Origin of the sequence: Microbacterium ginsengiterrae, assembly GCF_014205075.1 — a bacterium.
Taxonomy (GTDB): domain Bacteria; phylum Actinomycetota; class Actinomycetes; order Actinomycetales; family Microbacteriaceae; genus Microbacterium; species Microbacterium ginsengiterrae.
The window spans coordinates 1396055-1413085 of sequence record NZ_JACHMU010000001.1 but is presented as its reverse complement, the minus strand read 5'-3'; the positions used below and the strand labels follow the sequence as shown (position 1 = coordinate 1413085).

The 17031-nt window shown below is 67.6% G+C and carries 20 protein-coding genes; 4 read left to right on the top strand and 16 right to left on the bottom strand.

Annotated elements, in window-relative coordinates:
• The first annotated feature begins 12 nt into the window (after window positions 1-12).
• Window positions 13-825 (top strand): SDR family NAD(P)-dependent oxidoreductase, encoded by an 813-nt coding sequence (locus HD600_RS07090; protein ID WP_184282557.1) that lies wholly within the window; start codon window positions 13-15, stop codon window positions 823-825.
• 80 nt (window positions 826-905) lie between these two features.
• Here the strand turns inward: HD600_RS07090 and HD600_RS07085 are convergent, their stop codons facing one another.
• The 12 genes from HD600_RS07085 to HD600_RS07030 all read right to left on the bottom strand — a co-directional run bounded on the left by HD600_RS07085 (window position 906) and on the right by HD600_RS07030 (window position 10597).
• A complete protein-coding gene (locus HD600_RS07085) occupies window positions 906-1694 on the bottom strand; it encodes an SDR family oxidoreductase (RefSeq protein WP_206705703.1) in 789 nt (262 codons plus the stop codon).
• Window positions 1691-2539: an ABC transporter ATP-binding protein gene (locus HD600_RS07080; RefSeq protein WP_184282555.1), complete on the bottom strand. Its 849-nt coding sequence runs from the start codon at window positions 2537-2539 to the stop codon at window positions 1691-1693. Before HD600_RS07080 ends, HD600_RS07085 begins: the two co-directional genes overlap by 4 nt.
• Window positions 2536-3327, bottom strand: a complete 792-nt coding sequence (locus tag HD600_RS07075; RefSeq protein WP_184282553.1) for an ABC transporter permease — start codon at window positions 3325-3327, stop codon at window positions 2536-2538. Before HD600_RS07075 ends, HD600_RS07080 begins: the two co-directional genes overlap by 4 nt.
• Complete coding sequence (locus tag HD600_RS07070) at window positions 3327-4145, bottom strand: ABC transporter permease (RefSeq protein ID WP_184282551.1); 819 nt, start codon at window positions 4143-4145, stop codon at window positions 3327-3329. The genes HD600_RS07075 and HD600_RS07070 overlap by 1 nt, the downstream gene beginning before the upstream one ends.
• Window positions 4146-4191: 46 nt before the next feature.
• Complete coding sequence (locus HD600_RS07065) at window positions 4192-5187, bottom strand: ABC transporter substrate-binding protein (RefSeq protein WP_184282549.1); 996 nt, start codon at window positions 5185-5187, stop codon at window positions 4192-4194.
• A gap of 154 nt (window positions 5188-5341) precedes the next feature.
• Window positions 5342-6073, bottom strand: a complete 732-nt coding sequence (locus HD600_RS07060; RefSeq protein ID WP_184282547.1) for a carboxymuconolactone decarboxylase family protein — start codon at window positions 6071-6073, stop codon at window positions 5342-5344.
• A complete protein-coding gene (locus HD600_RS07055) occupies window positions 6070-6966 on the bottom strand; it encodes an NAD(P)-binding domain-containing protein (RefSeq protein ID WP_206705702.1) in 897 nt (298 codons plus the stop codon). The genes HD600_RS07060 and HD600_RS07055 overlap by 4 nt, the downstream gene beginning before the upstream one ends.
• Window positions 6959-7393 carry a 4-carboxymuconolactone decarboxylase gene (pcaC, locus tag HD600_RS07050; RefSeq protein WP_338402172.1) on the bottom strand — a complete coding sequence of 145 codons (435 nt, stop codon included), beginning with the start codon at window positions 7391-7393 and terminating at the stop codon, window positions 6959-6961. Before pcaC ends, HD600_RS07055 begins: the two co-directional genes overlap by 8 nt.
• A complete protein-coding gene (locus HD600_RS07045) occupies window positions 7390-8199 on the bottom strand; it encodes an MBL fold metallo-hydrolase (protein WP_184282543.1) in 810 nt (269 codons plus the stop codon). Before HD600_RS07045 ends, pcaC begins: the two co-directional genes overlap by 4 nt.
• Window positions 8200-8317: 118 nt before the next feature.
• On the bottom strand, window positions 8318-9016 hold the full coding sequence (locus HD600_RS07040; RefSeq protein ID WP_184282541.1) for a GntR family transcriptional regulator: 699 nt from the start codon (window positions 9014-9016) through the stop codon (window positions 8318-8320).
• Window positions 9017-9248: 232 nt separating this feature from the next.
• The gene (locus tag HD600_RS07035; protein ID WP_184282539.1) at window positions 9249-10235 is read right to left on the bottom strand and encodes an SRPBCC family protein; all 987 of its coding nucleotides are present in this window, start codon (window positions 10233-10235) and stop codon (window positions 9249-9251) included.
• A 2-nt stretch (window positions 10236-10237) separates the two neighbouring features.
• Window positions 10238-10597 carry an ArsR/SmtB family transcription factor gene (locus HD600_RS07030; RefSeq protein ID WP_184282537.1) on the bottom strand — a complete coding sequence of 120 codons (360 nt, stop codon included), beginning with the start codon at window positions 10595-10597 and terminating at the stop codon, window positions 10238-10240.
• 144 nt (window positions 10598-10741) lie between these two features.
• On the opposite strand from HD600_RS07030, the gene HD600_RS07025 reads away from it, so the two are divergent.
• On the top strand, window positions 10742-11476 hold the full coding sequence (locus HD600_RS07025) for a MerR family transcriptional regulator (RefSeq protein ID WP_184282535.1): 735 nt from the start codon (window positions 10742-10744) through the stop codon (window positions 11474-11476).
• Between the two features lie 99 nt (window positions 11477-11575).
• Window positions 11576-12142 (top strand): cysteine hydrolase family protein, encoded by a 567-nt coding sequence (locus tag HD600_RS07020; protein ID WP_184282532.1) that lies wholly within the window; start codon window positions 11576-11578, stop codon window positions 12140-12142.
• Between the two features lie 12 nt (window positions 12143-12154).
• Here the strand turns inward: HD600_RS07020 and HD600_RS07015 are convergent, their stop codons facing one another.
• The 4 genes from HD600_RS07015 to HD600_RS07000 all read right to left on the bottom strand — a co-directional run bounded on the left by HD600_RS07015 (window position 12155) and on the right by HD600_RS07000 (window position 16508).
• Window positions 12155-13840 (bottom strand): ABC1 kinase family protein, encoded by a 1686-nt coding sequence (locus HD600_RS07015; RefSeq protein ID WP_184282530.1) that lies wholly within the window; start codon window positions 13838-13840, stop codon window positions 12155-12157.
• Between the two features lie 13 nt (window positions 13841-13853).
• Window positions 13854-14429, bottom strand: a complete 576-nt coding sequence (locus HD600_RS07010; RefSeq protein WP_144794283.1) for a PadR family transcriptional regulator — start codon at window positions 14427-14429, stop codon at window positions 13854-13856.
• Window positions 14430-14598: 169 nt separating this feature from the next.
• A complete protein-coding gene (locus HD600_RS07005; protein WP_241731636.1) occupies window positions 14599-15942 on the bottom strand; it encodes an HNH endonuclease signature motif containing protein in 1344 nt (447 codons plus the stop codon).
• Between the two features lie 113 nt (window positions 15943-16055).
• Window positions 16056-16508 (bottom strand): MarR family winged helix-turn-helix transcriptional regulator, encoded by a 453-nt coding sequence (locus tag HD600_RS07000; protein ID WP_184282528.1) that lies wholly within the window; start codon window positions 16506-16508, stop codon window positions 16056-16058.
• A gap of 61 nt (window positions 16509-16569) precedes the next feature.
• On the opposite strand from HD600_RS07000, the gene HD600_RS06995 reads away from it, so the two are divergent.
• Complete coding sequence (locus HD600_RS06995) at window positions 16570-16935, top strand: VOC family protein (RefSeq protein WP_184282526.1); 366 nt, start codon at window positions 16570-16572, stop codon at window positions 16933-16935.
• The last annotated feature ends 96 nt before the right edge of the window (window positions 16936-17031 follow it).

Below are 17031 nucleotides of genomic sequence, written 5' to 3'. Positions count from 1 at the left end.
CGGAGGCGTCGCGTGACCCGCGTGCATGGCGCCTCCGCGGTGGTCACGGGCGGTGCATCCGGCATCGGTCGTGGCATCGCGGAGGCGCTCATCACCGAAGGTGCGCACGTGATGATCTCAGACGTCGACGCAGCGGCCGCTGAACAGACCGCCGCCGAGATCGGTGCGCTCTGGGTCGCCACCGACGTCAGCCGTCTGGAGAGCGTGGAAGAGCTCGCAGCCACCGCGGTCGCCGAGTTCGGCAGCATCGAGATCGTCGTCAACAACGCCGGCGTCGGGCCGTTCGCCCCGATCGCCGAGCTGACGATGGCCGACTGGCGCTGGATGCTCGACGTGAACCTCTACGGCGTGATCCATGGAGTGCACACCTTCCTGCCGATCCTCGAAGCCAACCCGCACGGCGGCCACATCGTCAACACGACGTCGATGTCGACCCTGACGCCGTTCGCCCGGCTGGGCGCCTATGCGGTGTCGAAGTTCGGCGTCGCGGCGCTCACCGAGGTTCTGCAACTCGAACTCGAGGAAGCCGGCAGCCGCGTGCACGTCACGCAGCTGGTGCCCGGATCGGTGCGCACGAACATCGCGCAGAGCACTCGTCACCGCCCGGACGGCGATAAGGGCGCGCTGCAGGATGCCGCGATCGACCTGTCGTTCTCGTCGAGCACGCATTGGCTCGAGCCGTCGGAAGTAGGGCGCATCACGGTGCGCGCGATCGAGAACGACGACCCGTATGCGATCACCCATCCCGACCGGTGGTCCGCCGTCGCGAAGAGGTTCAGTCGGATCGAGCAGGCCTTCCACCAGTACCAGGACGACGTGGACTGAGCGACAGACGGAAGGGGAGGAGCGGACAACGAATCCGCTCCTCCCCTTCCTAATTCTTCGCGCCCGGAGAGAGGGCCTCTTCAGAACGCGAAGCGTCGCTTCCCGCCGTCGACACTGATGATCTCGCCGGTGATGTACTCGGCGAGATCCGACGCCAGGAAGGCGATGGTGTGCGCGAGTTCGATCGGGGCTCCGAATCGGCCGGCGGGGATGCCCATCTCCTCGACGTGCCGGCGGCGGTCCTCCTCAGTGGGGAAGATGCGCGCCAGTTGTTCGGTGAGGATCGTGCCAGGTGCCACGCAATTGACGGTGATGCCGTCGACCCCGAGCTCACGAGACAGGCCCTTGCTCCATGCGTGCGCCGCAGCCTTCGCCGAGTTCGACGCATTCAGTGCCGAGGCGCGCGACGCGTCCGCGAAGACGGGGTTGGTGGCAGGTTCGGACGAGCCGGTGACCGTGATGATGCGGCCGTGTTCACTGCACCGAAGGAACGGTATCAGCGCCTGGGAGAGACGCCGACCTCCACTGAAATTGAGCTCCATCGCCTCGTCCCAGGCCGAGTCCGGTGCGTCGACGGCGACCGTGCGAGACCCGCCCGCGGCGTTGACCAGGATGTCGAGACGGCCTCCGGCCGCCTCGACGGCGTCGACCACCCATGCCGCAGCATCCGGTTCGGTGATGTCGAGCGGCAGCGGAATCACGGCACCGGAAGGCAGCGTTTCAGCGAGTTCGCGGAGGTTCTCCTCCCGGCGGGCGACCGCGAGCACGGTGGCACCCGCCTCGACGAGCACCCCGACCGTGGCCCGACCGATTCCCGCGCTCGCTCCGGTGACGACCGCCACGCGGTCGCGGAGATCCAGCGCGATCACGGCACGTCCACCACGCGCGCCGTACCCGTCGACGGCGAGACCGCGGCAGCGGCGCGCACAAGGTTGTGCACGTGGGCACGGGTCGTGGCGAAGGCCGGGTCGCTCTTGGTCCCGATCTGATCGCGTTCCGCACCCAGGGGCACGTCGACGATCTCGGCGACATGAGCGGGCGACCCCGCGAGCACCACGATGCGGTCGGAGAGGTACACCGACTCATCGATGTCGTGGGTGACGAGGATGACGGTGAGCCCGAGCCGTCGCTGCAGACGCAGCACGAGGTCCTCGAGGTCTGAGCGGGTCTGCGCGTCCACCGACGCGAACGGCTCGTCCATGAGGAGGACCGTCGGGTCGTAGGCGAGAGCACGCGCGATCGCCACGCGCTGCTGCATCCCGCCGGAGAGCTGCCAGGGGTACTGGTCCCCCACCGCGGCGGCGAGGCCGACCTGCTCGAGGGCCTCATAGGCACGGGCGTTCGCGTCCTTCTTGGATACCCGGTTGGCGCGCAGCGGCAGTGTCACGTTCTCCAGCACCGACGCCCACGGCATGAGCGAGCGGCTGTAGTCCTGGAACACGAGGGCGACACCGGGCTGGGGCTCCTTGACCACGGAGCCGAGCACGTGCAGCTCACCCGCGGTCGACACCTGCAACCCGGACAGGCATCGCAGGAGGGTGGTCTTGCCGACGCCGGACGGTCCGACGATGCACACGAACTCGCCCTGCTCGACCGAGAAGTCGATGCCTCCGAGGATCTGGCGCGGACCGTAGGAGTGGCCGAGCCCTCGCGCCTCGAGCGCGGCGACGGTGGTGGATGCTGCGCCCTGCGCGGGCGTGGAGTTCGAGGTCATGACGTCCTCTCCAATCGGGCTTGCTGAAGTCGGTGCCAGCGCAGGACGTAGCGCTCTGCGATGCGGAAGATGATGTTGAGGATGTAGCCGAGGATGCCGAGGGCGACCATGGCGCTCCACATCGCGGAGATGCGGAACTCGCTCTTGGCCGTCATCAGGAAGTAGCCGACGCCGCCGTCGGCACCCACGGTCTCGGCGACCACCATGATGATCAGGGTCACCGCGAGCGAGATCCGCGCGCCGGCGAAGATCTGAGGGCCGGCAGATTTCAGGATGACCTGGAAAAGGCGGCGCACGCGCCCGACGCGGTACGAGCGGGTCATGTCGAGCAGAGTCGGCTCGACGCCTCGCACACCGTCGAGGGTGTTGAGCAGCACCGGCCACATCGCGCCGAACGCGACGAGCAGGATCCGCATCGGCTGATCGATGCCGAACAGCACGATGAACAGGGGTAGGAGAGCGACGCCGGGCACGGCGCGCATGGCCTCGACGATCGGGCGGACCGCGCGCTCAAGGGGGCGCACCAGGCCCAGCGTGGTGCCGAAGACGATACCGGCGACCACCGCCAGCGAGTACGCCACGATGATCAGCTGAAGGCTGGGCACCAGGTTCGACAGCGCCTTGTCCGGCACGAGCCAGTTCTCGGCGAACGCCTCCATGATCACCCGCAGCGGCGGGAAGTACAGCGAGTTCACGTACTCGCTCACGGTCCACCACAGGACCACGAGCAGCAGCGGCAGCCAGATCTCGATCGCGAGGAGCGAGACCCCGTTACGGAACGCCTTCATCAGCGGGACTCCCCTCGGACGGACGGATGCCAGCGCAGCAGGCGGCGTTGCGCCGCCCATACGCCCGCGTTCACGATGAGGCCGAGTATCGCGGCCACCAGGACATAGGCGTACATGCGCGGGGTGTCGTACCAGGCTTGGGCTGCGGCGATCTCGTGGCCGAGACCGGGGGCCGCTCCGAGGAGCTGCCCGGAGATCGTCAGCAGCAGACAGATCGTCGTGCCCAGTCGAACTCCGGTCATCACGAACGGGAGTGCGCCGGGGACGAAGATGTGCCGGATGAACCACCCGCGCGGGATGCGATACGCAGCGGACATGTCGACCAGGAGCGCCTCCCCTTGCCGGGCGGCGTAGATCGACTGGATGAGGATCGGCCAGATGGCCCCGAGGACCGCGAGGCCGAAGACCATCTCGAAGTCGGCTCCGAGTACCAGCAGCAGCAGCGGCAGCAATGCGATCGGCGGGATGGTGCGGAGGAAATCGAAGAGCAACCGGGTGCTCTGGGTCCAGAACGTGCTGGCGCCGATCACGAGGCCGAGCGGGACGGCCACGACGATGCTGACGGTCAGAGCAAGCGCGAAGGTACCGACGGTGATACCGATCGCGGACCAGAACTCTCCGGTCAGCACCAGCTGCCCCAGCCGGCCCAGCACCTCCGGCGGGGTGGGGATCGCCCCGGCGGGGAAGAATCCGGAGGCGAGCCACCAGATTCCCCCCGCCAGGACGACCGCACCGGTCTGGATGAGGAGCCAGCCGAATGTGCTCGGCCCGCGTCGGTCAGCGCGCGGCGCGCGCGTGACCTCAGTTGACGCGTTCATCAGCGATCTCCTGCTCTCGTTGATCTTGACTCCTCATCACTGTCGGTCAGCCGTTCCAGATCATCTGGTCGGCGATCGAGGCGTCGCTCTCGTCGAGCTGACCGGCGTTGACCAGGACATCGATGAACTTCTGGAGGTCCTCCGTCGTCAGCGGCTTGGAGCCCCACATCGGAAGGCCGGTGACCTTGTCGAGGACGGCCGGGTCCACCGTGGTGGACTTCTTCGCGGTTTCGATGGCGAGCTCGTGATCTCCGTTGGCGATCTCACCGGACGCGTTCAGCGACTCCTGGAACGCGGCGACCACCTCGGGGTTCTTCTCGGCGTACTCTCGCGTCGTCACGTACAGGAACGTGGGGACACCACCGACCGTGAGCTGCTCGGGGTTGCCGACCTGTTCGAAGCCCGCCTCCTCGGCAGCCGTCAGCAGAGGCTGAGCGAGGTTGGCCGCGTCGAGCTGCCCGGCCTGCAGTGCAGGGATGGTCTCCGGCTGTGCGATCTGCACCCACTGCACCGTGCTGGGGTCGGCGCCGACGGCTTCCATGGATGCGCTGATGAGGGCGACCGGAGTGCTGCCGAGCGCATTCACACCGACCTTCTTGCCCTCGAGGTCGGCCCAGTCCTCGATGCCCTTGTCCGGGGCGGCGACGACGCCGACGTATCCGCGGTCGACGTCGACGCCGACCATCATCGCGCCGACGGCCACGAGGCCGACGTCTTCCTTGGTGGCGTTGATGAGGGTGGGGACGTCGATCGAGGTGAAGGTGAGGTCACCGCTGAGCAGGGTCGGGACGGAGTCCGGACCCGAGGTGATCGTCTCGAGAGTGACGTCCAGCCCGTTGTCGGCGAAGATGCCCTCCTCGACCCCGATGTAGACGGCGGCGTTGGACATCACCGGGTAGGTGGCGACGGTGATCGCCGTGGGGCCCTCGCTGGGCTCCGAGGCGTCGCCGCCGGCGTCACTGGAGCCGGAGCACGCCACGAGCGACGTGGCGAGAGCCGCGGCGGCGCTGACGGCGAGGATGCGGCGGAAGCGGGAGTTCATTCAAAACCCTCCTTTGGGTTCATGCAGCTGTGTGGGTCTTTCTCGACAGAGGCGATGCGGGTGTCCCTCGTCGACCTGAGCGCCGGTTGGGCGCACAAGATTATGGAAAACTTATCTAGACATTGCAGACGAGTCAATATCAGCTAACACATTGTCAGTCAGATACAAACTCTTCAGAGAGAATGGGCATCGCGAGGTCGAGCGACTGGAGCCCCATACCCGCTGCGATGGTCATCACCTCGACGATCTCCTCCGGCGTCGCACCGTGGTCCAGCGCGTTGTGCATGTGGATACGCAGACCGGTCATGTGCAGGTGCGTGGCCGAGGTGTCGAACGCCAGGTAGAGGAACTCCCGCACCTTCGGTTCGAGGACGCCGTGCTCCCAAGGGGCACCGGAGAAGGCGAGATAGGCGTCGAGGAAGTCGGGCGCGAGTTCGAGGGTGAGATCGAGGAAGTCGCGCCAGTATCCACGCGTCGCGGCGAAATCGGCCCTGATCCGCTCCTGGGCCTCGGAGAGCGGCGCAGGACCGGTGCGCTCACCCCGCTCTTCGAGCACCTCTGCGAGGACATCCGCGTTCATCGCGTGCACGGAGATCGTGCACGCGACGAAGAGCACCTCGACGATCTCCTCATGGGTCGCGCCGGCGGCGACGGCATCCCGGATCGCGCACCGCGTGGCGTGCGGGGCGAGATGGGTCATCGTCGCGTTCAATGCGATCCGGACGAAGGCGCGGGTCTTCGGGTCGAGATGCCCGCTTCGCTCTGCGGCGCTGTCCAGCCCGAGTGCTGCGGAGACGTACTCCGGGCGTCGGGTCAGCGTCTGGTCCCACGCGGCGTTCCAGGCGAACCGCGCAGTAGCGGCCGCGCGCAGATCGAAGTCGGTCACCGGCGCTCCCCCTCGGCATCAAGGCGTCCGCGGATCCACTGCGCGATGGCCGTGTGGTCCGCGCTCGGCTCCATCTCCGCGACAGCCTCGCGCCAGAGTTCTGCCACCTGCACACCCATGAGAGGAGGAAGGCCCAGTTCGGCGGCGAGCCCGGTGGCCACGCTCGCATCCTTGCTCAGCAGCCGGGCGAAGAAACCGGAGTCGTAGGCTTCGTTGAGGATGAACTTGGGCCACTTCACCTCGCTGGACACGCTGCGACCGGTCGAGGCGTTCAGAACTTCGACCATGGTGGACGGTTCGATGCCGAATCGCTCGGCGACGAGCACCGCTTCCGACGTCATCCACAGGTGACTGGCCGACACGAGGTTGTTCAAGGCCTTCGCCGCGTGCCCCGCCCCCACCGGACCCACGTGCGTCACGGATCCCAGGTGCTCAAGGATCGGCTTGGCGCGTCCGACGAGCCTGTCGTCGCCTCCGGCCATGATCGCGAGCGTCCCGGCGACGACTCCGCGCACGCCGCCCGACACGGGGGCGTCGATGAAGTCGACTCCGACGTCGGCCAGTCGGTCGGCATTGACCCGGGAGCTCATCGGCTCCGACGAACTCATGTCGATGACGAGAGCGCCGGGGGCCAGCGCATCCTGTGCGAGCAGGTCGGCGAGGACGGCGTCGACGATCCTGCTGTCAGGGAGCATGAGGACGCACACGGTGGAGGCACGCGCGGCGTCCGCGGCAGTCGGGTACGCCGTTCCACCGGTCTGCTCGAGGGCGGCACGCGCCCCCTCCGACACGTCGAATCCATGCACGGCAACGCCGCCGTCCACCCAACGCGCGGCCATCGCCGCTCCCATGTTTCCGAGGCCGACCAGGCTGAGCGCCGGAGCCTCAGTCACGCGCATCCTCCTCGGTGAACACGGCCTGAGCGACCTTGAACGACTCGATGGCCGCGGGGATGCCGGCGTAGATCGCGGTCTGGAGGAAGACCTCGCGGATCTCCTCGCGCGAGAGACCGTTGTTCAGGGCGCCGCGCACGTGCAGGGCGAGCTCGTGCGGGCGGTTCAGGGCCGTCATCATGGCGAGGTTGAGCAGGCTCCGGTCCCGCCGCTCCAGGCCGTCCCGGGTCCAGACCGCACCCCAGCAGTATTCCGTGACGAGGTCCTGCAGCGCCGAGTTGAAGTCCGTCGCGTTCGACAGTGATGCGTCGACGTACTCGCTGCCGAGGACCGCGCGGCGCACCGCGAGGCCTGCGTCGTAGGTGGCCTCGTGCGAGGGCTCTTTCGTGAAGGTCACGTTCAGTTCTCCGATTCCGATGGGTGTCACGCCGCGCTGCTGCCCAGCACGATGGTGTGCTCGGGCAAGGCGGGATGGGTGGGGAACCGCTCCATGAGAGACGGTTCATGACCGGCGATCACATGCGTGACGGCGCCGGAAGTTCTCAGGTGGTCGACGATCTCGTAGCTGTCGGCGGCCGCGACGATGTCGCACATGTGCCGGAAGGGCATGCGCCGGTCCAGTTCTTCATCGACGTGGATCGCGTCGGCGGCGAGCAGGACGCCTCCCTCCGCGGTCTGCACGTGAAGCATGAGCTGGCCGGGGGTGTGTCCCGGCGCAAGGAGCAGGTCGATTCCCGGCACGAGCTCCTGCGAGTCCTCGATCAACGTGAGGCGGCCGGAGGCGCGCAGCTCGGCGAGGACGGCGAGTTCGTCCTCTTCGATCACCTGACGGGTGATCCGCTGTTGCCGCGGACGGGAGATCCAGAAGTCGTACTCGGCGGCGGCCATGACGAAGCGCGCCCGCTTCAGGCGGCGCACATTGCCGATGTGGTCGTAGTGTGCGTGGGTCAGGACGACCGTGGTGTCCTCCTCATCGGGCACGCCGAGTGCCGTCCACGCATCGAACGGGTCGATGAGGGTGGTACGGCCGCGCCGAGCCCCTACCGCGGGGTCGAAGCCGGTGTCGACGAGGACGACGCGATCGCCGTTGCGCACGACCCAGAAGTAGTACGACAGCCCCGTCGGCTCATCCGATTCCCGGTAGTCGGCGTAGTTGAGGAACACGTCGGAGCGCATGGTCGCGAGAGCCCCGTACTTTACGGCGGCGATGTCGTAGGTGGAGTGGGCGAGCACGAGCTTCCAATCTGTCTGACAAATGTATATCGGACATTTGCGCAGCAGGCAAGTTGGTCGTGGAGACGACGAAGGCGGACGACTCCCGTCGCCCGCCTTGTCTCGTGTGCGTCCGGAATCAGGTACCGCGCACGAACGACAGCGCCGTTCGTGCGGCCATCTCCACGTGGGTCGTCGCCGCGCGGCGAGCCGCGCCGGCATCCTTCCGCTCGACCGCTTCCACGATCGTGCGGATCTCCTCGAGGCTCGCCTGGAGTCTGCCGGGATTGGTCATCGTCAGCGCGCGCAGCTGCGTGACGCGGCGTTGCAATCCGCCCACCATCTCACTGAGGATCTCGTTGCCGGCCCCCTCGATGAAGATGCCGTAGATCCGGTCCTTCGCGGCGAGCATCTCTGCCGCCACACCCGCCTCCACATCGCCGTACGGCCGCGATTTCACGGCGCGTTCGAGAGCGTCGAAGGCTTCCCGCAATTGCGCGCGCTGCGCATCATCTGCCCGAGTGGTGAACAACTCGACAGCCATACCCTCGAGTTCGGCGCGCACTTGGTACAACTGCTCGGCCTGATCTCGAGACGGTGCGGCGACGACGGTTCCCCGGCCGGTCCTCGACTCGACGAGCCCTTCCGACTCGAGCTGCCGCAGCGCCTCGCGCACCGACGGCCGACTTGCCGAGGTCATCTCGCACAGTTCCCGCTCGATGAGGACCTGCCCGGGACGAAGCTCCATCTGGACGATCGCGTCCCGCAGGATGGCGGCGACCTGTTCTCGGATCGGAGCATGACGCTGAACGCGCCGATCTCCCAAGGTGTTCGTCATTGACGCCCTTCCTTCTAGGCTGTGAAGTCTAGCTGACATTAGACAAATCCTGCCCGACAACTGCCTTTCGACAATCAGCCCACTGACTGTGCGCCTCACACATGAACGCCGCACAACTCCGGAGAATTTCCGCGGATCCGCGACGTTCGGGCGGCGTGCCCGGCGGAAGCAGCGGTTTCTCCGGAGTTATGCGGCGACGGTAGCAGTAGCGGCGGCGCAGGGCCACCCCCTGTCAGGGACGGGCGGCGGTGAGCACCTCGCGCTCCAGGCGCTGGAACGACGACTCCATGCCGTCGGCCATGCCGGTGGCGAGGATCATGTCGCGCGTCTCCTTGTCGGGGTACTCGATGAGCACCGTGACGAGGGTGGCGCCGTCCTCCTCATAAAGGTTGAGGTCGTTGAGGGTCTCGGTGGGCATGCCCTGCATCCGCTCGGTGGTGACCGCGCGGCGCGGGGCATCGACGAGCAGCACCTCGCCCTCGAAGCCGAACGGCTCCCCCTCGGCGTCGCCGACCGGAGCCCACGAGTTGCGGTAGCTCTCGCCGACGGTCGTGGTCGCGACGCACTCGGTCATCTCCCATCCGTCCGGTCCGAGCATCCACTGCCGGATCAGATCCGGTTCGTGGTGCGCGCGCCACACGAGCTCGCGCGGACCGTTGACGAGCCGCGTGATGCGCACGTGCGTGTCGTCGAGCAGCTCGACGCGCGTCCCCTTGCCCTCCGCGTATTCGCGGAGGTCCTGCAGGACGGCATCCAGCTGGGCCATCGCCATCCGCGAACCCTCGATCGCACCCATCGCGACCACCTGCTCGAGCGCATCGGCGTTGTCGAAGTACGTCGTGTTCACGAGTCGCGCCCCCTCAGGGGTCTCGTGGAACTCGAACGTCATGCGCATCGCCGGGAACCCGTCGAGGGGCTCGCCGTCGTCCGTGACGAACGAATCGATGACCTCGAACGACCGCGGCTCGTCGATGGAGAGGAACTCCCACGACCCGCTGGAGCGCTCGCCCCTCGGGCTCGTCATGCGGTACTGGACGCGCGCGCCGACGGTGAGGTCGATGTCGCCGAACGTCGCCGGCCATCCTGGCGGGCCCCAGAACCGCTCGAGCTGGCTGGGGTCGGTGAACGCCTTCCAGACCCGTTCGACGGGCGCGGGGAACTCGGCGGTCAGCGTCATCGTGAGACTCTGCGGATCGGTGGTGATGTCGGTGACAGGCATGGTCAAACTCCTTCGTTCGCGTGCTGTGCATCCGTGGTGAGCAGGTCGTCCAGGCGGGAGATGCGAGCCCGCCACAGCTCTTCGTATCGGGCGAGCAGCGCCCGTGCGCGCGCGATCATCTCGGGATTCGCACGGACGAGCCGCTCGCGTCCCTCGGCGCGCTTGATGATGAGGCCCGCGACCTCGAGTACGGCGACATGCTTCTGCACCGCCGCGAAGGACATGTCGTAGTCGCCCGCGAGGGTCGACACGGACTGCTCTTCGGTGATCGTCCGGCGCAGGATGTCACGCCGTGTCGCCGTCGCCAATGCGTGGAAGACACGGTCGATCTCCGTTTCGCTCAGTTCCGTTTGTGCAACCATTTGGTTGTACGTTACGACCGAGAGGATGCCGTGTCAAGAGGTTCTTCCCGCGCTCCATGTCGACGACTCCGCGGAGCCCGCGGCATAAACACGAGGTTGCCGGTGTTGAACGTCTCAACTCGATCGCGGTGGGAAGGAAGACTCATGCCGTGGAGTACGAACGAACTCGCGGAGCTCGCGGGGACGACCCTCAACACCGTCCGGCACTACCACCGGGTGGGGCTGCTGGATGAGCCCGACCGCCGATACAACGGGTACAAGCAGTACGACATCTCGCACCTGGTGCGGCTGCTGCGCATCCGGCGACTCGTCGCACTCGGCATCCCGCTGGGAGAGATTCCGGGCATCCTCTCCTCCGACCAGCTGCCGGCCGAGGTTCTTGAGACGGTCGACGACACCCTCAGGACGAAGATCGAGCATCTGACCCAGGCGAGGGAGGAGATCGCGTCGATCCTCCGCAATCAGGCGCCGGCGGATGCGCCGGCCGGGTTCGCCCCGGTCGCCTCGCGTCTCTCCGACGCCGACCGGTCGATGGTTCATCTCTATTCGCAGGTGTACGACGAGGCCACCCTGACCGACATCCGGGACATGACAGAGGCGGATGACCTCGACCTCGCGGCGGAGATCGACAACCTGCCGGCGGATGCCGATGAGGAGACCAGGCAGCGCCTCATCGACGGCCTCGCTCCTGTGCTCGCGCAGAACCTCGCTGCCTACCCGTGGCTCCGCGATCCCGGCTCGCGACTTCCGCAGGGCCGTGAGTCCGGCTCGGCCGAGGTCTTCGTCGAGGCGCTGGTCGAGCTCTACAACCCGGCTCAGCTGGACGTGTTCGTCCGGGCGAGCGCGCTTGCGCAGGAGCGCGTGCTCACGCTCCAGTGATCAGGGGCGATGCCCCGACGCCGGGCATCGGCACGAATCCGACGATCGTTGTCGGGAAGGCTTCTTGTCGCGCCGCGGCGCCTGACGCAGGATGAGCAGATGACGCATGCAGGCACCACAGCTCTTCTCGTGATCGACGCGCAGGAGTCGTTCCGTCAGCGCACGCAGGAATGGGCGCAGACGGCGAACCCCCGCGTGCTCGAGAACATCGCCCGCCTCGTCGACCGCGCGCGGGTGCTCGGCGAGACGGTGGCGTGGGTGACCCATTCGGAACCGGGGTCGGGTGGGGTGTTCGATCCCGCGCAGGGGTTCGTGAGAGTGGTGTCCGATCTCGATCCGCTCCCCACTGAAATGGCCGTGACCAAGACGTCCGTCAACGCGTTCACCTCGACCGACCTCGAGGAACGGCTGCGGGATGCCGGCGTGACGCGCGTCGTGATCTGCGGCATCCGCACGGATCAGTGCTGCGAGACGACCGCACGCGTCGCCGCCGACCTGGGGTTCGATGTCGTCTTCGTCACCGACGCGACGACGACCTCGCCGATCGAGGCCGACGGAGGGCTCGCCGCGGTGTCGGGCGAGGACATCATGCGCCGGACCGAGGCCATTCTCGCCGCACGCGGGTTCGCGACGATCTCGTCCACCGAACGCCTCGTCGAGTCGTGAGCGACGCCGGTCTCAGCGCTTGCCGACCCCGGAGAACACGGCATAGAGCAGCGGCAGCGCGGAGACCGCGATCAGCGTCGTGCCGAGTCCGGGGTTCGGATCGAGTAGGAGCGCGCCACCGACCACGAGTCCCGCGAACAGGACCGCGGCGACCGCCCGGCGGCCGATGCGGATGAGCGAGTCGAGACGTCGTTCGAGGCGTGACGTGTCGATGGAGACCGTGCCGTCGTCGATCCGCGTGATCACGTCGTCGATGCGCTGCGGGAGTCCCATGGTGGTGTTCGCGGTCGCCATCGCCTGACGCGCGAAGTCCTGCATGAGGTTGCCGCTCTCGTCACGCAGCAGTCGCCCGGTGTACGGCTCTGCGGCATCCCAGACGTTGAAGGAGGGGTCCAGGGCGCTGCACATTCCGCTCGTCAGTGACACCGCCCGGATGAGCAGCAGCATGTTCTCGGGGAGCTGCAGGGGCAGCGCGCGGACCATGTCGCCGAACTCGTCCGCGAAGTCCTTGAAGTCGCGGGGGTCGACCTTGGCGAGTTCGGCGAAGCCCATGCCACCGAATCGCGCGAACAGGGCGCTGAGGGCACGCTCGAGTTCGACGGTGTCCGCCGTCGGCAGCAGCACTCCGATCTCCTGGGCGGCGGCGACGAGGCCTTTGCTGTCGCGGGCGGTGACGGCGATGAGCAGGGTGCGCAGTCCGCCGCGCAGCGACGCGGGCACCTCGGCCATCATGCCGAAGTCGACGAAGGTGAACTTCCACCCGCGGTCCGTTCCCGGTGTCGGGGTGACGAAGATGTTGCCGGGGTGCGGGTCGGCGTGCACGAATCCATGCGTGAAGACCTGGTCGAACATCACCTCGGCGAAGGCGTCGGCGACCTCGGACGGATCGATGCCTGCGCGGCGGAGGGCGGCGGTGTCGTTGATCTTGATCGCCGTGACGTCAGACAGGGTGAGCACGCGTCGGGTGGTGCGCTCCCAGACGATCTCCGGTGTGTCGACGCGGGGATTGTCGGCGAAGGCATCCCGGAACCGTTCGCCGTTCGCCGCCTCGTGCAGGTAGTCGATCTCCTCGAGGCTCGTCTGCGCGAACTCCTCGACGAGTGCCGGTGCGTCGACGCGGTCCGACACGATGCGGACGCGGCGCAGCCACCCGCCGACGCGGCGGAGCGCGGCGAGGTCGACGGCGACGATCTCGTCGATGCCGGGGCGCTGCACCTTGACGACGACGTCGAGGAGCCCGGTGTCGGCGGCGTCGAGTTCGGAGAGGCGCGCACGGTGGACCTGGCCGAGGGATGCCGCGGCGAGCGCGTTCTCGTCGACCCAGGCGAACGCGCGATCGAGCGGCACCCCGAGTTCAGCCTCGGCGAGCTTCTTGATGGCTGAATACGGCACGGCGGGCACTTCGTCCTGCAGCCCGGCGAGCTCGTCGGTGATCTCAGGCGGGAGCACATCGAGGCGCGACGACATGAACTGGCCGACCTTGATCATGAGCCCGCCGAGTTCGACCGCGAGGGTGTGGAACCGGCGGGCGAACCGCAGCATGCGCGGTCCTCGGGTGCGTTCGGAGATCGACGACAGCCAGAACTTCGGCAGGACGAGCTCGAACCACCAGATCTTGATGAACTCGCGGGCGGCGAACGCGACGATGCGGCGATACCGGGCTCGGTGGGCGGTGCGTCCGACGTCCGCAGAGTCCATGGCGCCCCTCGGGTCAGCTTTCGGCAAGGATCGCGTACAGCCTACGTCGCGCCTCCTCGAGCACGGTGACCGCTTCCTGTACCTGGGCGGGCGTTCCGGTGCGCGCGACCTGAGCGGCGGCACCGGCGAGGTCCATCCCGGCCTTCGGCAGCGCGGTGAGGTGGCTGCCCTCGCGGGAGGAGAACGCCTCCCACGGTGCCGGCTTCTCCGCGGCGATCTCCGCCTCTTCGCGGCCGGCGCCGGTGAGCGAGTACGTCTTGCGGCCGTTCTGCTCCTCGGCCGTGATGAGCCCCTCGTCCGCCAGGAGCTGCAGGGTCGGGTAGACGGAACCGGCGCTGGGCTTCCAGGAGCCGCCCGACCGCTCGGCGATCTCGTTGATGATCTGGTAGCCGTGCATGGGCTGCTCGGCGAGGAGCGTGATCACCGCAGCGCGGACGTCGCCGCGCGCCATGCGCGAAGGGCCGCCGGTGCGCTGCTCGAACGACTTGCGGAACTGGTCCATGGCATCGAAGATCGCGGCGCCGGGGCCGCCTGGACCTCCGAAGAGCGACTCGATGTTGAAGCCGCCGGTGGGGAACGAGCTGTTCATGATGTCCTCCTCGATCGTGGGTCATTCAGGAGCGTTAACGATATATCGTTCAGTGTCGTTATGGAAGGCGGTTCCGAGCACGGCGAACCTCGCCATGGCGCACGCTCGCGGTGACGCACGCTCGCGGTGACGCACGCTCGCGGTGACGCGCGCACACCTCCGCAACGCCTCATGCCGCGATGTCGAAGCGTGCCCTGCCGCCCAGCCTCGGAGTGCGGTCTCGGTCAACGTACGGCGGTGGGATGAACCAGACCCTCGCTCCCACTCCTGCGCCGTCGATCCGGATATCCCATCCGTTGTCGTGAATGCGATGGTGACACGTCTCGCACAGCAGCACTCCGTTGGAGAGGTCGGTCTTGCCGCGATGTCGCTGCCACCAACGGATGTGATGAGCCCTGGTCATCTCGGGTGGGAGTCCGCACATCGCGCACCCTCCGTCGCGTTCGACCAGAGCCAGGCGCTGCGCCCGCGTGAACAGCCGCTTCTCGCGACCCCAGTCGAGGATCTCGCTGCCCCCGCCGAGGACGCAGGGGATCACTCCGCCTCCGGCGGCCATCCGCCGGACGACACCGGCCCCGACCGGTTGGTCGACGCCGTCGATGAGGGCGGAACCCGTACCGGCCTGCAAGTCTTCGAGGTTCATGCGGACGACGACGGTCGCACCGGCGAGCGGCAGACCCTTCGCCGTGCAGCCAAGCGCGTGCGCGCAGAACATGCTCAGCGCATCCGCCTGGATCATGGGGACCGTGCGGCGGTCGGCATCCGGAGCATCGGGATCGACCGCATCCTTGCGCGCCGCGAACGCTGCCGTCACGTAGCCGCGCAAAGCGGCGACCACCGGCGCACCCGATTCGGCGTCGAGCTTCGCGTTGAGATGGATCATGCCGCCGCGCTCGAAGATCGTCACGGTTCGCTGGGACCGCAGCTCCTCATCACGCGGTTCGACGCCGTCGGGGTCGAGCCACGCCTCCGCCCGCGTGATGAGCTTGCGCACCTCGTCGAGCCCGAGCCCGACGGCGGAGTCGGCCAGCACACGCTCACCCTCGGCGATCCGCTCCGCACCCGCCGCGATGCGGCACCGGTCGAGGAGGGCGATGATCATCGCCGCTGCCTGCGCACTGAGCCTCCCCGCCTCGAGCGAGCTACGGATGACGGGATACTTCGCCGGCAGCCGCGCCCCGATGAGGTCGCGGCGCGGCTCGACGCCCTCGCCGACCGCGATGAGGCGGCGCGCATCCCCCGTCGAGACCCCCATCGTCGCGGCCAGCATCGTGGCGGGGTTCCGGAAGCCGTGCTGCTTCGCGAGGCTCTCAGCTCCGAGCTCCGGCCGGGACTCCCTGGCCACGCCCGCGGCCACCTCGACGTGCACGGCATCCAGCCGTCTCTGTACGAGCGCGATGCGCTCACTGACTGCGACGAGTTGCTCCCGCGAAAGATCGTTCGGGTCGTCGACTCCCGCCCACGCCTCATCGAGGCGGGTCATCGCCTCGTGCAACGCGGTCAACTTCGACATGCTCACAGACTACCGAGGGCCTCCGACATTCTTCGAAGAAAAATACGAACAGACGCGAGATCGCCGATATGAAACGAGGCGAGCGGATCGTGTGGACCTCACCAAATTCGAAGCTATATACGAGGCGCGGCCTCACGCAGCGCCGCCACACAACTTCGCAGATGCTCCCGCAACTCCCCCCGCGCCTCACTCGAGAGCCCGCTGAGCATCGCGTCCTCCACGCTCCGCACCGCCGCACTCGCCTCCGCCAGTTGCCTCCTGCCCCGGTCGGTGAGCTTCGTCGGGAGCGCGCGACCCGACGGCGCAGCATCCGGGCGCGTGACGACGCCCTCCCGCTCGAGCCGCTGCAGCAGCACGTTCATCGACTGACGCGTGACGAACGTCCCGCGCGCGAGCTCCGAGTTCGACAATCCGGGGCGCTGCGCGAGGAGTTCCAGGCATGAGTAATGAGTGATCGTCATCCCCAGCGGTCGCAGGACCGCCTCCATCGCCTCGCGAAGCGCACTGGACGTCTCCTTGATGAGATATCCCAACGAGGTCTCGAGTTCGATGCCACTGGCGCTCATGTCAGTAGTCTGACATAGTCTTTACGTGTCAGGAATCTGACACTCAGATCAAGGAGGAATCATGACCGTCACCGGACCCGACTTCATCTCGCTGCAGGTGAGCGATCTCGCCCGCTCCGCGGAGTTCTATGAGACCCGTCTCGGGCTGACCAGACAGGCCGGTCCGCCGAGCGCCGTGGTGTTCGCGACGACGCCGATCGCGTTCGCCGTGCGCGCGGCATCTCCCGAGTTCGACGTGGCCGCCACCGATCACCCCGGCGCCGGCGTCGCCCTGTGGCTCCACGCAACCGACAGCCAAGCCCTGCATGACGAGCTCGTGGCATCCGGCGTGCCGATCGCCACCGCACCGGTCGACGGACCCTTCGGCCGCACGTTCACGTTCATCGACCCCGACGGGTACCGCGTGACGGTCCACGACAAGGCCTGAGGCTGTCAACCCCCGCCGCCACAGCCCGCAGGCGCCGTACGGTCGAAGAGGACGGACCGACCGGGAAGCGCTCCCGGCGCCGGGACGCCCGGATTG

Excerpts from the sequence above, each read along its gene's own strand:
- HD600_RS07020 (WP_184282532.1), top strand. The coding sequence starts at position 11,576 with ATGACGCATGCAGGCACCACAGCTCTTCTCGTGATCGACGCGCAGGAG.
- HD600_RS07025 (WP_184282535.1), top strand. The coding sequence starts at position 10,742 with ATGCCGTGGAGTACGAACGAACTCGCGGAGCTCGCGGGGACGACCCTC.
- HD600_RS07065 (WP_184282549.1), bottom strand. The coding sequence starts at position 5,187 with ATGAACTCCCGCTTCCGCCGCATCCTCGCCGTCAGCGCCGCCGCGGCT.
- HD600_RS07010 (WP_144794283.1), bottom strand. The coding sequence starts at position 14,429 with ATGAACAGCTCGTTCCCCACCGGCGGCTTCAACATCGAGTCGCTCTTC.
- HD600_RS07070 (WP_184282551.1), bottom strand. The coding sequence starts at position 4,145 with ATGAACGCGTCAACTGAGGTCACGCGCGCGCCGCGCGCTGACCGACGC.
- HD600_RS07040 (WP_184282541.1), bottom strand. The coding sequence starts at position 9,016 with ATGACGAACACCTTGGGAGATCGGCGCGTTCAGCGTCATGCTCCGATC.
- HD600_RS06995 (WP_184282526.1), top strand. The coding sequence starts at position 16,570 with ATGACCGTCACCGGACCCGACTTCATCTCGCTGCAGGTGAGCGATCTC.
- HD600_RS07015 (WP_184282530.1), bottom strand. The coding sequence starts at position 13,840 with ATGGACTCTGCGGACGTCGGACGCACCGCCCACCGAGCCCGGTATCGC.
- HD600_RS07075 (WP_184282553.1), bottom strand. The coding sequence starts at position 3,327 with ATGAAGGCGTTCCGTAACGGGGTCTCGCTCCTCGCGATCGAGATCTGG.
- HD600_RS07080 (WP_184282555.1), bottom strand. The coding sequence starts at position 2,539 with ATGACCTCGAACTCCACGCCCGCGCAGGGCGCAGCATCCACCACCGTC.
- HD600_RS07005 (WP_241731636.1), bottom strand. The coding sequence starts at position 15,942 with ATGTCGAAGTTGACCGCGTTGCACGAGGCGATGACCCGCCTCGATGAG.
- HD600_RS07000 (WP_184282528.1), bottom strand. The coding sequence starts at position 16,508 with ATGAGCGCCAGTGGCATCGAACTCGAGACCTCGTTGGGATATCTCATC.
- HD600_RS07030 (WP_184282537.1), bottom strand. The coding sequence starts at position 10,597 with ATGGTTGCACAAACGGAACTGAGCGAAACGGAGATCGACCGTGTCTTC.
- HD600_RS07035 (WP_184282539.1), bottom strand. The coding sequence starts at position 10,235 with ATGCCTGTCACCGACATCACCACCGATCCGCAGAGTCTCACGATGACG.